Origin of the sequence: Clostridium ragsdalei P11 (assembly GCF_001675165.1) — a bacterium.
In the GTDB taxonomy this organism is placed as follows: domain Bacteria; phylum Bacillota; class Clostridia; order Clostridiales; family Clostridiaceae; genus Clostridium_B; species Clostridium_B ragsdalei.
In genome coordinates, this window is the sequence record NZ_LROS01000001.1 from 79762 (window position 1) to 95327 (window position 15566).

The 15566-nt window shown below is 30.6% G+C and carries 15 protein-coding genes; 6 read left to right on the plus strand and 9 right to left on the minus strand.

Annotated features, from left to right (window positions below; translation table 11 throughout):
• Positions 1 to 39: 39 nt before the first annotated feature.
• Positions 40 to 1440, minus strand: coding sequence for an amino acid permease (locus CLRAG_RS00350; RefSeq protein ID WP_065076536.1), 1401 nt, complete (start codon positions 1438 to 1440; stop codon positions 40 to 42).
• 268 nt (positions 1441 to 1708) lie between these two features.
• Here CLRAG_RS00350 and sstT point away from each other — a divergent pair, with 268 nt between their 5' ends.
• From sstT to CLRAG_RS00365, 3 genes are all read left to right on the plus strand, one after another.
• Positions 1709 to 2944 (plus strand): serine/threonine transporter SstT, encoded by a 1236-nt coding sequence (sstT, locus tag CLRAG_RS00355; protein WP_065076537.1) that lies wholly within the window; start codon positions 1709 to 1711, stop codon positions 2942 to 2944.
• Positions 2945 to 3193: 249 nt separating this feature from the next.
• A complete protein-coding gene (locus CLRAG_RS00360) occupies positions 3194 to 3517 on the plus strand; it encodes a response regulator (protein WP_242872060.1) in 324 nt (107 codons plus the stop codon).
• A gap of 159 nt (positions 3518 to 3676) precedes the next feature.
• Positions 3677 to 4555 (plus strand): DMT family transporter, encoded by an 879-nt coding sequence (locus tag CLRAG_RS00365; RefSeq protein ID WP_065076538.1) that lies wholly within the window; start codon positions 3677 to 3679, stop codon positions 4553 to 4555.
• A 200-nt stretch (positions 4556 to 4755) separates the two neighbouring features.
• On the opposite strand, the gene CLRAG_RS00370 is transcribed toward CLRAG_RS00365, so the two are convergent.
• The 3 genes from CLRAG_RS00370 to CLRAG_RS00380 form a co-directional block, all read right to left on the minus strand.
• Positions 4756 to 6579 (minus strand): aldehyde ferredoxin oxidoreductase family protein, encoded by a 1824-nt coding sequence (locus CLRAG_RS00370; RefSeq protein ID WP_065076539.1) that lies wholly within the window; start codon positions 6577 to 6579, stop codon positions 4756 to 4758.
• Between the two features lie 357 nt (positions 6580 to 6936).
• Positions 6937 to 7638, minus strand: a complete 702-nt coding sequence (locus CLRAG_RS00375; protein ID WP_065076540.1) for a DNA alkylation repair protein — start codon at positions 7636 to 7638, stop codon at positions 6937 to 6939.
• A gap of 76 nt (positions 7639 to 7714) precedes the next feature.
• Positions 7715 to 8182: a methylated-DNA--[protein]-cysteine S-methyltransferase gene (locus CLRAG_RS00380; RefSeq protein WP_065076541.1), complete on the minus strand. Its 468-nt coding sequence runs from the start codon at positions 8180 to 8182 to the stop codon at positions 7715 to 7717.
• A gap of 257 nt (positions 8183 to 8439) precedes the next feature.
• Between CLRAG_RS00380 and CLRAG_RS00385 the strand changes: the two genes are divergently transcribed.
• Positions 8440 to 9228, plus strand: a complete 789-nt coding sequence (locus tag CLRAG_RS00385) for a response regulator (protein ID WP_065076542.1) — start codon at positions 8440 to 8442, stop codon at positions 9226 to 9228.
• A gap of 186 nt (positions 9229 to 9414) precedes the next feature.
• Here the strand turns inward: CLRAG_RS00385 and CLRAG_RS00390 are convergent, their stop codons facing one another.
• The 3 genes from CLRAG_RS00390 to CLRAG_RS20325 form a co-directional block, all read right to left on the minus strand.
• A complete protein-coding gene (locus tag CLRAG_RS00390) occupies positions 9415 to 11646 on the minus strand; it encodes a tyrosine-protein kinase family protein (RefSeq protein WP_065076543.1) in 2232 nt (743 codons plus the stop codon).
• On the minus strand, positions 11639 to 12199 hold the full coding sequence (locus CLRAG_RS00395; RefSeq protein ID WP_065076544.1) for a hypothetical protein: 561 nt from the start codon (positions 12197 to 12199) through the stop codon (positions 11639 to 11641). Before CLRAG_RS00395 ends, CLRAG_RS00390 begins: the two co-directional genes overlap by 8 nt.
• A 322-nt stretch (positions 12200 to 12521) precedes the next feature.
• Entirely contained in the window at positions 12522 to 12779 is a 258-nt protein-coding gene (locus tag CLRAG_RS20325) for a hypothetical protein (protein WP_242872061.1), read from the minus strand.
• Between the two features lie 473 nt (positions 12780 to 13252).
• Between CLRAG_RS20325 and CLRAG_RS00405 the strand changes: the two genes are divergently transcribed.
• A complete protein-coding gene (locus tag CLRAG_RS00405; protein ID WP_065076546.1) occupies positions 13253 to 13444 on the plus strand; it encodes a hypothetical protein in 192 nt (63 codons plus the stop codon).
• Here the strand turns inward: CLRAG_RS00405 and CLRAG_RS00410 are convergent.
• Entirely contained in the window at positions 13436 to 13921 is a 486-nt protein-coding gene (locus tag CLRAG_RS00410; protein ID WP_065076547.1) for a hypothetical protein, read from the minus strand. The two genes, CLRAG_RS00405 and CLRAG_RS00410, sit on opposite strands and share 9 nt — an antisense overlap.
• Before the next feature lie 5 nt (positions 13922 to 13926).
• Positions 13927 to 14844: an ABC transporter ATP-binding protein gene (locus tag CLRAG_RS00415; RefSeq protein ID WP_065076548.1), complete on the minus strand. Its 918-nt coding sequence runs from the start codon at positions 14842 to 14844 to the stop codon at positions 13927 to 13929.
• Positions 14845 to 15046: 202 nt separating this feature from the next.
• Here CLRAG_RS00415 and CLRAG_RS00420 point away from each other — a divergent pair, with 202 nt between their 5' ends.
• The gene (locus CLRAG_RS00420) at positions 15047 to 15529 is read left to right on the plus strand and encodes a peptide deformylase (RefSeq protein WP_065076549.1); all 483 of its coding nucleotides are present in this window, start codon (positions 15047 to 15049) and stop codon (positions 15527 to 15529) included.
• The last annotated feature ends 37 nt before the right edge of the window (positions 15530 to 15566 follow it).

The following is a 15566-nucleotide window of genomic DNA, read 5'->3' on the forward strand; positions in this document are numbered from 1 at the left end:
TGAATGATAATACCCATGATGGTGCTTGCATTATTTTGTTTATTTAGTTTCTAATTTCTCATCTTCAAATTCTTCTACTTTCAGAGGAGTCCGCTTGTTAATGCCAAAAACAAAATAGCCAATAGTAACGATGACGCAGAACACCGCACCAACAAGTAAGGACATCTGAGTATCGGAGTTAAAGCACATGCCAATTAAAACTAGGAAAAGATACCCTACTACAATGTAGTTAGCATATGGGAAAAACTTTGATTTAAAAGGATGCCCTGCCATTTCGGCTGCATGTTCTTCTCGAAATTTTATTTGACTAATGCACAAAACAATCCAAGGAACCATGCCCGGAAGAACGCTGGCACTATATATATAAACAAATAATTTAGAATTTGGACATATATAATTTAAAGCCACGCAGACGAGCAAACAAGCTAAAGTTACTTTAATAGCATTCGCTGGTACACCATCTTTAGTTACCTTACCAAGGAATTTAGGAGCTTGTCCATTTTTTGACAAGGTATAAAGCATACGACCGCAGCTGTAAATTCCACTGTTACAACCAGACATTGCTGCTGTTAGTACTACAAAATTGACGATTCCAGCAGCAGCAGAAATCCCAATCTTAGCAAAAGTCAGTACAAATGGACTGCCAAGAGCACTGATTTTATTCCATGGATAAATAGTTACGATTACAAATATAGCACCGATATAAAAAATCAATATACGCCAAATGATATTTTTCGTTGCTTTTCTTAATGTGTTTTTTGGGTCCTGTGCTTCTCCTGCTGTAATGCCGATAAGTTCTACACCCTGATAAGATGCCGTTACCAAGCATAAGGCAAATAACCAACCTTTCCAGCTGCCGGCAAAGAAGCCTCCGTTTGCTGTAAGGTTTGCTAACCCAATAGCTTGACCGTGGTTACCAAAACCAAAGAAAATCAATCCAAATCCGATTATAAGCATAGCTACAATCGTGACAATCTTAATTAAAGAAAACCAAAACTCAAATTCACCATAAAACTTAACTGAAGTCAGATTAGCAGCAGCAAGAATGGCCACACCGATTAAAGCTGGAATCCAGGCTGGTAAAGCTGGGAACCAATAATGCATATAAATGCCTAAAGCAGTAACTTCCGACATACCGACAGCTATCCACATAAACCAATAGCACCATGCTGTCATATATCCAGCCCAAGGACATATATATTTATTTGCATAATTTGCAAAAGAACCCGTCAATGGTTCAAGGTACAGCATTTCTCCCATAATTCTCATAACTATATACATGGCAATGCCGGCTACTCCATAAGCCAACAGTACCGATGGTCCGGCCCATTTGATCGTACTAGCTGATCCCATGAACAAGCCTACGCCAATTGTGCCACCTAAAGCAATTAATTCAATATGACGAGCTTTTAGTCCACGTGTTAATTCTTTTTCTTCCACTTGAAATATCCCCTTTCAAAAATGTGTACTAATAAATCAGTCCTTTTTTACTAGCGCCTATTTATTATTCTGCAAACAATATTTTATCATAGTTCTATGCTTTTTTTTAATTTGTCAAAATTTTTTTAATTTGTCAAAACTCCATCTGATGCCAAGAACTCTGTTTATTTATAAGCCTTGTTCATAAGCTTTGTGACTTCACATTAGACAAGTTTCATGATAAAATTGTATAGTTGGACTTTATAATTAACTTTAGGAGGAAATTTTTATGAAAGAACTACTAAACAAGTGGAATCAATTAAGCTTAGTAAAACGAATAATCATTGGCTTGATTATAGGTATTATATTAGCTATAACAATTCCACAACAAGCAAAACCCATCGTAATTTTAGGCTCCTTGTTTGTAGGCGCCTTAAAAGCCATAGCACCTATATTGGTATTTTTCTTAATTATGTCAGCCATCTCTCAACATAAGAGTGGCCATGAAACTAATATGAAATCCATTATATTCCTTTATCTTATAGGAACATTTTCAGCTGGACTCGTTGCAGTTATTATAAGTTTCATGTTTCCGGTTACCTTAACACTAGCAAAAAGTGCAGAGAACGTTTCTCCACCAGGTGGCGTTGTAGAAGTCCTTAAAACCCTATTGATGAATATTGTTGATAATCCTGTGAAAGCCCTTTCTACTGCCAATTACATAGGGATATTATCTTGGGCAATATTCTTTGGATTTGCTCTAAAAAATGCGTCTGATTCTACAAAAACTATAATTGCTAATTTTTCAGATGCAACATCAACAATAGTTAGATGGGTCATTAATCTTGCCCCACTTGGAATAATGGGTCTTGTATTTGATTCCATTTCTACAAATGGAATTACCACCCTACTCGGCTATGGAAAATTACTTATAATTCTAATTGGTTGTATGATATTTGTAGCCCTTGTTGTTAATCCACTCATAGTATTCTTAAATATTCATAGGAATCCATATCCACTTGTATTTAAATGCTTAAAAGAAAGTGGTATTACAGCATTCTTTACTAGAAGCTCAGCTGCAAACATTCCTGTAAATTTAGGCTTATGTGAAAGACTTGGATTGGATAAGGACACATATTCTGTATCTATTCCATTAGGTTCCACTATAAATATGGCAGGTGCTGCTGTTACCATTTCTGTTTTAACCCTAGCAGCAGTTCATACTCTTGGTATCACAGTTGATATAGGTACAGCATTTATCTTAAGTGTACTATCTGCTGTCTGCGCCTGTGGTGCTTCCGGTGTTGCTGGTGGTTCACTATTACTAATTCCTGTAGCATGCAGTTTATTTGGAATACCAAATGATATCGCTATGAAAGTAGTTGGCGTAGGATTTATAATAGGTGTTTTACAAGATTCTTGTGAAACAGCTCTCAACTCATCTACAGATGTACTTTTTACTGCCACAGCGGAATTTGCTAAAAGGCGTAAGGAAGAGAAAAAAGAACTTGTTGCTTACAAGTAGTATTTAAAATCTATTAAAGCCTGCTATAACAATATATTATCTGTATAGTAGGCTAATTTATTTCTGTTTTTTTCAGTAAAAGTTTCATTTTCTTTTCTATTAATTTTTTCAAAGTTCTCTCCTTCTAAATAAGGTTAGTTCTTCTCCTTCAAGTTTCAGTAAATCTTTGCCTCTCATCCTTATCTTTCCTAAGCTTGGATACGATAACATTTATTTTTTACAGTTTAAAATGGTGTTAAATGCACAAAAATGCTTAAAGCTTTATATCCTCAAATTATAATCTTGATTTTGACTACATTTAATGATGTTGATTACATTATTGAAGCATTAAATTATGGTGCTTCAGGTTATATATTAAAAGACATTGAAGGTGATGAACTTATAAAAGCAATAAATGATGCTTACAAAGGCTCAATGATGCTGCCTTCAACTCTAGCTAAAAAACTTGTTCAAAGTCTTTCGTCAAATCCAAAGTTTAAACCAATTGAAAAAAAGTTGTTGCTGATCTTTCAGAAAGAGAAACTGAAATCGCTAAAATGTTGTCTATGGGCTTTAATAATAAACAAAAATTAGCTGTTTCTATGGCAAGAAAGCTGAATTGTCGTCTTTGGTAAAAATTTTAAAATTGCCTTATTAAGTTATGGTATTTCTGTTATAACAGTTTTAAATTTATGCTATAATATGTATGGCTTTTTTAAGTCTTTTTATTGACATCTAAAAGGAGGACAAGTTTTGGATAATTACAAAGGAATAGCTTATGCACTTTTATCATCAACAGCATTTGGGATTATGCCTATTCTGGCTAGAATTGCATATTTCAATGGTTCTAATCCAACCACCGTACTACTATTTAGATTTTTAATTTCAACATTAATGTTATTTTTGTACTTAAACTGCAGCCACATCAATATTAACTTAAAAAAGGGACAGGTGCTGTTACTTATATCCATTGGTATTACTGGATATACTATAACAACTCAAGCTTTATTTATATCTTATAATTATTTAGGTGGGGGACTTGCAACTACTTTGCATTTTATATATCCAGTTGTAGTTTGCATAGCAGGTTTCATATTTTACAAAGATAAAATGAGTACTAAAAAAATTATATCCCTATTACTTGCTGCAACTGGTATTTACACATTAGTTGGTTTTAAAAATAATACTATAAATATCTTAGGAATTTCCTTAGCTCTATTTTCAGGTTTTTCCTACGGACTCACACTAATCGCCCTTAATTTAAAATCCATCAGGTCTTTAGATAATAGGATTACTACTATGTATCTTTGTCTAGGTTCAACAATAGGTACAGCTTTATGTGGACTGTTTAACAAAACTATAGCTTTAAACTTTAATCTTAAAATTGTAGTTTGCTATTTAGGGATTTCTGTAGTTTCAACTATATTATCAATAATTTTACTTCTAAAAGCTATAGAACTAATAGGAGTATCATCTTCATCCATACTAGGAACTTTCGAACCTATAGTTAGTGTATTTTTAGGTGTGTTGTTTCTTAATGAACAAATGTCATTTGCCATATTAGTTGGAAGTGCACTTATACTAATTTGTACAATTGTATTAGCAAAAGATAAATGCGTAAATTCTAATTAAAAATTAAAATTGTATATGAAAAAGACACCTATTAACAAAAATTGGTGCCTTTTTTACTTTGTATTTTACCCCTAGGATTTTGATTAACCTTAGGAACTCATCTTAGCCTCATGTCTTCATCAAGATCTAAAAAGTACTTTTTTCTCTGGACTTTGAAATATAGTAATCAATATTACTTCAAACTTCATACTTTCCTTAGTCTAAATTTTCCCAATATACTCTTCTAATCCAAGCTTCTTTAAAGTTTCTTCTGTAGGAACACCATTCTTATCCCATCCTCTTACTGAGTAATACTCAGGTACTAATTCATCTAATCTATGAACATGCCCTTTTGATGGCCCTTCTACAACTTCTTCCTCAAGCAATCTCTTTGGAAGAGTATCTTGTGAACTACCTACACCTGCTTTTAAGTTAAATATTTTTTCTAAAGTCCATACTCTATCTCCAGCTAACATTAAAGAATCTACATCATGTAATTCCCCCCCAACTACCGCATTGTACATATCAACATAATCTTGGGCACCAAGACCAAAAGTTGTAAAGATACATAATCCAAGGGAATCTATAACTGCTGTTAAATCATGGAATACTTTAGCATATGCTGGTTTTCCTTCTATTGAAAATCTATCAAGCTTTTCTGGATATCCAAGTATCTCAGGACTTATCATATATCCTTTAATATGACATCCCCCTCTATTGTTAACGGCATAGGTTAAACCATGTCCTTGAGCTCCTCTTGGATCGTATGCTGGAAGTTCCTGCTTCTTTACACTCATTGAATACTGAGGCACACCATAGGATTCACAAAGTCTATATGAACCATCTGCCATCTTGCCTCCAAATCCTTCTCTACGTCCCATTTTTTTTACCCATTCAACCATAGACTTAGCATCGCCCCATTTAAGTGATAATCCATCTGCAGCTATTTCTTCATCCTTAATATAACCTCTTTGATAAAGCTCCATAGCCGATGCAATAGTTGCTCCTGCTGAAATTGTATCTAACCCATATTCATTACATAACATATTAGCTTTATTTACAGCATTTAAATCATATACATCACAATCAGATCCAAATGACCATAATGTTTCATATTCTGGTCCCCCACATTCAGTTCCATCATCAAGTCTTACCCACCTTCCACAAGCAATTGGGCATCTATAGCAAGGATTTTTTCTAACCAAACACTCCTGAGTCATAGTTTCTCCACTAACCTTATCTGCTTCATCTGTATAAGATTCCTGAAAATTTCTTACGGGGTTTATTCCGTTTTCGTTAATTATATTAACAAGCACAGCTGTTCCGTACGTTGGAAGGCCTCCACCAGCTACTGGATCTTTTCTTAAAATATCTGATTTCTGAAGTGATACAGCTTTTACTTTTTCCTCATCAAATAATTTTACTTTTCCGCTTCCTTTAACTACGATAGCTTTTAAGTTTTTGGAACCCATAACAGCTCCAACACCACCACGACCTGCTGTTCTGTCGATATCATTCATAACTGCTGCCATAAGTGACAAATTTTCTCCAGCTGGTCCTATGCATAAAACTTTAGCCTTTGCATCAATTTCATTTTGAAGCATTTTTGTAGTTTCCTCTGTTAACTTTCCCCAAACATGAGAAGCATCCTTAAATTCTACTTTATCGTCTACTATATTTACATAAACTGGTTTATCTGATTTACCTTCAACGATTACCATATCGTATCCAGCTGTTTTTAACTCAGCTCCCCATTTTCCGCCTGAATTTGCAATACCAATAGTTCCTGTTAAAGGTGCTTTAGTAATTACCATAAATCTACCACTTGTTGGAACAGGTGCTCCTGTAAGTGGTCCTGTTGCGATAATAAATTTATTATCGGGTGATAATGGATCTATTTTGGGATCTATTTCATCAAGTAAAGTTTTTACACCTAGCCCCCTAGCTCCTATAAATTTTTTAGCTTCATCAATTTTCAATTCTTCAGCTTTATAAGTTTTATTACTTAAATTAATTCTTAATACTTTTCCACTATATCCGTACATAAAAAACCCCCTTAAATTAGAATAATCTTAATTAGTATTATACTTTCACAATAATGTGACTCTAATAAAATTGTTGATATTACTTATCTTGTAACTAAATCTAATATGAAATACTAGATTCATCTTCCTTATTATTAGCTATATTTTGATATTTCATACTCTCATCATAGATCATAACAATAATAAAAAAACTCAGTGCTTATTAATAAACCACCGAGTTTTTACAATTAATTATCTTCGTTTTAAGTTTTTTCAATTGTATAAAATTATATTGTATTTACAAAATAAAATTTATATTAAATCAAAATTTCGTATATTAAAAAGACACCTATTAACAAAAATTGGTGTCCTTTTATTTCATTTACGCTTCATGCTTCGAATAATCATTTTTGCATCTTGGCCAACTCTCAAGGACTCCACTATTTTTTGAAGTGCCTTATTATATGTAAAATTATCTAATGTATTATTTTTCAGATATTCCATTGTTTTTTCTGGGAATTTAATATAACAAGTAGAAATGGCCCAGGCAACAGCCATTTTAACATAATAACCTTTATGCTTTACTTTATCTAATGATTCCAGCACCTTATCAAGGTAATTCTCCTTTATATAAAAATCAAGAAGCATTACAACAAAGAAACGGACTTCAAATTCTTTTTCAGAAGATGCATAAGGCTGTAAATACTCCCATACACGCTGCATATTGGACTTTGTAAATTTTAATCCACTACAAAAGCTGTCACAAACACCCCAATTATCAATTTTAGGGACAAAATTTGTAATATATCTTAACCTTTCTTCAATATCAGTTCTCACACACCCAATTACTATTCCCTGAAGCATAACTTCTTCATAGTATTCATTCTGTGCAGTTTTTATATAAGTACGCCAATCTCCTTTAGCTATTTCTCTGGCAAGATCTCTTAAAAGTGGAAGTCTTACTCCTACAATATTGTCATTGTCAGGGCACAAATTTTCTTGAAATTTCTTATATTCATCATCCGCCAATTCAAAAATTTTTTCTCTTATCGTCTTTTTATACAAATCATTTTCACTCATACCAATTTCCCCCATTACTAGAAAAATAACTTGCAGAAGTTCATATAATTTCACAGTTAAAGAACTTCAACCTTAACTATCTGGAATTTTGCTTCTCTATTCCTAAAAGTTTTTCTTTTATATGTAAACCACCTGCATAGCCAACTAATTTGCCATTTGAACCTATAACACGGTGACATGGAATACATATGGGAATAGGGTTCTTATTGTTTGCCATGCCAACAGCACGACAAGCCTTTATATTTCCTATATTTCGGGCCACATCTTTATAACTAAATGTTTCACCGTAGGGAATCTCCTTCAGTGCATTCCATACTTTCTTTTGAAATTCCGTACCCTGTGGTTCCAGAGGCAAATCAAATTTTTTTCTTTTTCCATCCAAATATTCTTGGAGCTGATTACCTGCATTTTTCAATAAATATGTTTCATTTATATATACATCTTGAAAATTCATTTTTCCAAAACTTATATGAGTAATGGCCTTTCCATTTTCAACAATACCTATTTTACCAATTTTCGTTTCATAATAAAATCCATTATTCATGACACTTCCTCCATATTTTTTCTTCTCTTTAATAATATAACTTTATTATAAGTATTTTTAAAAACTATGTAAAACATATTAATTATTTCCTATATATCTACGATAATATATTTAATAACGTGGTTATCAATGAATCTTGCTTAGTGGGAAAAGCAAATATCCCAAATCTTTGATTTAAAGTGAATCGCTTTCACAACATACGTGGGAGTGTTCCAGTAGGTATCCATCAGATAAATATTCTCCAAGGGGTGAAGTATATGCATACTGTTCTACATATTGAAGAAAGTGAATTTTTTTGTAATATTGTAAAAAATACCTTAGTAAAAGGTAACTATTCCTATATATCCGCTGATAATTTCAATGAAGCTTATAAAATATTACAGGATTCCGATATAGATATTATTATAACATCTCTTTATGCAAAAGGAGGTTCTATAGAAAATTTTCTTAAGGATATAAATTACAGCAGTAAAAAAGATATCCCTATATTTGTTGTAACTAGTAATGCAATTGATGAAACAAAGAAAAAGCTTCTGAACTTAGGTGTAACTGATTATATTTTAAAAAAGGATTTAAATGAACAAATTGTTCAACGTATAGATTCCGTATTTCAATCAGATGAATATATGGAAGATTTAAAGGAAGCAAAAATTGCAATTATAGACGACAGTAGTTTCGATTCTTTAATTGAAAAAGACCTATTTAAAAGATATAACATAAATAATGTGGATTCCTATAAATCTAGTAAGGATTTACTGAAAAGCAATAAAAAATATGATATATATTTAGTTGATATTATATTAGAGAATGAGTTTGGCCAAAATTTAATCAGAGACATACGAAAGTCCAATCTAAAATCTTCTATAATAGCTGTTACATCCCTAGACAATCCTAAAACCCTTGCAGCTATTTTGAATTGTGGTGCTGATGATTTTATAACTAAACCTATAAACGAACAGTTGTTTATATCAAAATTGAAGTCTAATATTAAAACTTATACTCTTAATAAGCAAGTCAAAAATATATTTAAAGAAATGAAAAAATAGCCCAGCCAAAATATGGCTTCTACAATCTAAAAGACATGTAAATTATTTTATGTATTCTCTTTCCCTATATTTGCTGTCTTGTCATATAAAAAAACTATGTTAGGTTATAACCCTAACATAGTTTTTTAATTTAGAGCCATCATAGTTCTGATACATAAAAGCAATTATGTTTATCTAGAGCTACTACTAAAATTCTTTATACACTGTTGTAGTTTTTATTTCGTTTGTTAATTTTTGTATTGCTTTGTTAAAACTTTCAAAAGTAATAATACTATTTTTGCCTTCTTTCGGGTTTAACTTTTCTATTCTAGCACTTTCCCTAATTATATCTAAAACGTCTTTCTTACTTACCAGTTTTTTTTCTTGAATCTTATCACTTAACCAAATTATAAATTCTTTAGAATATTTAGTTGAGTCTATTCTTTTACAATATATCAAATTACTTCCCACAAGAATTTTAGACGAAGCATCATATATACTAAGTTTTTCTTTTTCAATAACATTTTTTACAATTTCATCGTTACTATAAATACCATTAGCATACTTTGAAATTTGTTGAAAAATTTGTCTTATATTATCGATTAATACATCCTGATTTAAATAACGCCATGATAAATTTAACATATTTGCTTTTACTGATTTTAAATCATCTTTATATTTTTCATATTCTTCTTCATTAAATACTAATTTAAATTGAAATTTGTCATTTAAGTTTAAAATTTCAATAATTATTAATACTAATTCAATTTTAATATTATCTGCTACTTTGCTAAATCTATATTTTAAAATGTCATTTATATTAATATTTAAATATATTCTTTTTACATTTGATTTTTCTTCAATTGAATCAAGTATACTGCGAAAATTAGTTACTATACTTTTCAAGTAGTCTTTTTCATTTTTAACCCCAACATCTAAACGTTGAAAATAGTTTTCAAAATCCATTTCTATATTATGCTCTTTTTGTGGTTCAATATAATTATTACAATTAACTGCTGCTATTGCCAAAATGTTAGTAATTGCAGTAATAAGTGGCTTATTACTATTCGATAGCATCATTAATTCAAAATCATAAACCTTAAACTCAAATAAATTCTCTTTATAACCACCTTCATTTACTATATCTTTTAGTTTAATCTTATTGTTTTTTACAATTATATAATTGCTTTTATTGTTAAATTTTGACTCATCATTTGTAAGTATTTTACTAAAGTACTTTCCTTGTTCTAAATCATCTAAAATTTTATCTGATTTTTCTTTGTTAATTCTTATCCAGTTAGCGTTGAACTTATTAACTTCATCTTCCAATATAAGTTCGCTTATACACTTAAACTTATTTAGCCTATCCTCTAAAGGATACTTAGTTGCTACTGCAACAGCAGAATCGTATTCTATACCTATAAATTCCTGTTCTATATTAATTTCATCAAAAAATTGTCTAGCCTTTCTCTTACCTTCATCTGTTACATCTATTCTTGAAAATACTACTGTACATTTTTTTCTATCCTCAATAATATCTAAAATTAAGTTAATGCCATTAACATTTTCTTTATTAGGATAAGCAAACAAAATTATTTCATCTGCAATTTCTCCAATTGACAATGCTCCCCAATTATTTATACCTGTTCTTGAATCTATTAATGCATATTCTATTCCATATTTATCTTGCAATTCATTTATTAAATTTTTTATATATTGATTTTCACTAATTCTTCTTTCCTTAAGAGATTCCAACATCTTTACATACTTCTTGTTTATATTACCAGCTGGTACAATATAAACATCACCTTTAGTATTTAATGAAAGTTTTGATACAATTGATGATACTTCTATTTTTTCTAAATTATATAATTTATTATATAAATAATTAACTAATCCATTTTCCGTTTGAATATCATCACTAAATATGTCATTAAAACTAGGTGCCTCTATATCCATATCTATTAGAGCTACTTTTTTTCCCTTAGCTGATAATAAATTCGCAGTTTGTACCAATGCAACAGTTCTTCCCACTCCACCTTTGTATGAATAAAATGATATTACTCTTGTCGCTTCTAATCTTTTATCATTTTTAACGCTATTTTCATTATTATCTATAATATCTCCAAAACTTGCTGTAACTTTACTCTTTTTATATGGCTTTTCTATTCCAAGAAAATCTGCCTCCTCTAGACTATAAATATTACAAAACCCAAGATATATTTTTTCAGCTTTACTTAAAGTTTCATTAAATGAATTTATATTATTTTTTATAAAGTTACTGCTCTCATCAGTTTTTTCATCTATAGAAGTAACTACGTCAACATCTATCCTATTTATATTTACCTTATCCACACTAACCCATTCATTTTCTTTATTTTTAACAAAATGCTTTTCTAAGATATCTTGGATTTTTTGTCTAATGTCTAATTTACTCATCCATCCTCACCTCGATATTTTTAGTGTTTTCTATTAACCATTTTAATAAACTTTTAAAACTTTCGTTCCATTCAATAAACAATTTATCTAACCTATCAACACTTTCTGGAGCTATATATCTTAGATCTATAAATCCATTTTTTGATTCCTTTCTAAGCGGATCTTCAACTACTTTTACATCTCTTAAAATCTTAATATTTGATGTAATTAATTCATTTAAAAAATCTATAGATCTAATTCCACCTTCAATTGCATGACCTGGATTTTCAGTACAAATATAATTTTTATATTTATTTTTACGCATATTTCCTTGTTTAATTGTATAATTAAATCCATCCATTGTATACCATAAATTTCCACTACTGTTACACTTCTTTGCACCACTAATTTGCACTAATATATGTTTTATGTATGTTTCAATCACAATTCCACCCCAATGCATTAGTAGTATTTTAGGTACGTCTTCTAATTTATTTATTTGCATATATTCTTTAAATCTGCTTTTATAAGCTAGATAAAAATTTTCTAAATCTTTAAATCCCTTATTATCCATCTCCATCTCCCGATACTATATGTATTTATAGTTAATTATAGCATATTGTATATGATATAAAAAAGGTATAAAAATAAGCTGTAGAGGATAAATGCAAAATCATCCGCAAGTTACAACTACATCTTTATTTGATTTTAAAGAAAGCGTATATGACACATATCTTGCAACTTCATCATCATTATGTCCTAAAAAAAACACAACTTACCACGTTATATCCAACGATAAAAGGGATTTCACGGGAGCATATAAAATATATTGCTTTGTATAAGTTATTTATAGATCTAATATTTAACTATTCTCGCCTATTTTCAGCTTTTTCTAATTATTGAATCGTTTCTTTTTTAAGTCTCCACATGGATAGAGCAAAGCTCCCGCAGCACATCACTGCAAATAATAAAATTACAGGTAAAATATCAAAAGCCCTAATTGTATCTCCAAATATTAATTTACGTAAAGCATTGATAACATGTGTAAATGGATTAAGCATTACAGTTATCCTAAGACTTTCTAAGGGAAAAAGAGCTGTACTCAAGAAAAAGATAGGCACTATAATTGCAGTCATTATTGTTTCATATATCACCTCATTCGCTAGAAAAAGACTAATTGAATAGGCAAGACCTGACAAAAAAATGCTGTCATGAATATTATAAGTATCACTTATAAATTAGATAAAATAATCTTTTCTTTAGTAAGCAGTAATGAAAAACTCCATACCAAAATCCACATGATAAATGTTACTCCTAAATAAATCAATGAAAAGCTCCAAGATACAAGATTAATAAAGCCAATTGTAGAACAAATGGGAATACCAATAATCAGACCAAATCCAATCAAATAGGAAGGTGCTATAGCTGCCTCCGGTGATTTAATCATAGATATCTGTATAGTAAATTTTGTTAGTTCATAACAAAACATGGGAGTTATCACAAATACAGAAAGCAAAAGAGTCATTGGAAAATAAAAAAACCATAGTTTGAAATAGTTAAACTAAAGTTCACTACTATCATAACTATAAGTGGTGATAAGATAGCTATAATAAAGCCGGGTAAAAAAATGGCAAAACTTTTTCCTTTTACAATTTCCTTTGGATTTAACGGAGTTGCCAAAAGATTTTCTATTGTTCCATTAGTTTTATCTCTCACTAAAGGTACGGTAGTGAAAAGAGGTATATTTACAATTGGTGGAATTAGAGCAAGCAATAAAAGGGTATTATTCAAAGTAAGTTCAAATGTATTACTATCTTGAGTAGATGACAGAAATCTTACACACGCTGCAATAGTGATAAGAATAAATACTACTAACAATATTAATCATTAGCGCAGCTATACCAGACACAAAAATGATACCAATAGCCCCAGCATCCATAACTTTCCCAATGAGGCCAACAAGGTTCATAAGTAAACTTAAGCAAAAATATACAATAGGTAAAGCAATATAAGTACATACAGTAATACATTGATTTAAAATAAATTCATAAAAGGTACTATAGCTAATTCCTGTAACAATAAATGCCGTACAATATCCGAGTATTCCAAGAACATAGCTATACATTTCTGAATTGATTTTCCCCGATTCAATAGCAGGGTCAATTACGGATTTAATTCCAATCATTCCAATTACTGCAGTACATATGAGCGCAATTCCAAAATAAATACTTACTAGTGATACTGACTGCAAATTGTTCTTTAGATTAGCATTTATTATTGAACATATTTTTTTCATAATAGCTATGCCTCCTTTACAATAGCCGAATACATTTCTTCCAGTGAAGCTTCATTTTTCGTAAACTTTTCGATTTCAACTTTCTCTTTAGATAGAACATCAATTATACGCTGTACTTTTATATTGGGAGTAGGAACAAAAAGGAGATTGTTTCCATTTCTCTCCTTAAGTCCTAACTCCTTGATATGTTTTATTTTTTTAAATATTACATCAGTAATTACACTGCTTGTCTGAACTACTACTGTGTCCTTTCCCATTTGTCTCTTAAGTTCATCTAATTTACCATAAAGCTTAATTTCGCCACTGTTGAGCAGAGCAATTCTGTTACAAATACGCTGTACTTCATCTAAATTGTGTGAGCTTAAAAATACTGTCTTGTGTTCATTCTGTGCGATATTCACCATGATATTTCTAAATTCTATCTGTGCAGAAGGATCAAGACCAGATGTAGGTTCGTCAAGTATGAGCACTTCAGGATCATGAACGAGTGCTCTTGCCAAGGCTAATTTCTGACGCATACCTTTGGAAAAGGTTCCTGCTTTATCCCTTGCCCTATCACTAAGTCCTACAAGCTCTAAAACTCTTGATATATGTTCTTTATTCACGGTCTTACCATATATTTTTAAATAGTATTCAAGATTCTCTTTGGCACTCATGCTATCATACAATCCAGTTCCATCAATCATAAATCCAATATTCTTTTTTGCTTCATCACTACCAACTCTAGATCCCATAATAGAAGCACTTCCTGAATCGGCATGGTAAAGTCCGAGTAATATCCTAATGGTTGTAGTTTTCCCGGCTCCATTGCGGCCTAGAAATCCAAAAATATCACCCTTTTCAACCTCAAAACTTATCCCCTTTAATATATCACGTCCTCCTAATGACTTCTTTACATCCTTAACCAAAATTGATGAATACATATTATCACCTTTCTTTATCTATTTTTATTAGATTTAATCTTTTGTTTACTTAGTTTATTATTGTAGTAAAAGTTATACTTGTTATACATATAATACTATGAAAAAATTAAACATTCAATAGATAAAAATCATACCTTTTTATAGTTATAATTATATGGTACTATTTTATCAAATGCACAACATATAACAAGGAGGCTATTTTATGATAAAAGAAATACTATTACTTGGAAATGATGCTTTATACAAAAAAAGTTTACCTGTAGAAAAAGAAGACATGGATTCAATAAAGGAAACTGTTTCAAATTTACATGATACCTTAATTGACTTTCGTAAAAAATACAATGCAGGCAGAGCAATCGCCGCTCCACAAATTGGAGTATTTAAAAGATTGATATATATGTATATTGACAAGCCTATAGTTTTTATTAATCCAGTACTTAAATTTGATAATAAAGAAATGATGGATGTAATGGATGACTGTATGTCCTTTCCAAATCTTTTAGTAAAAGTTAAACGCTATAAAGAATGCTCTATAATATACAAAGACATAAATTTTGTAGATAAAACATTGAATTTCAAAGGAGATCTATCAGAATTAATACAACATGAATATGATCATCTTGATGGCATACTGGCTACAATGAGGGCCATAGACAATAAATCTTTCTATATAAAAAGCAAATGATCAAACTCCACTGTAAAGCAGCATTGGCATACTCTTT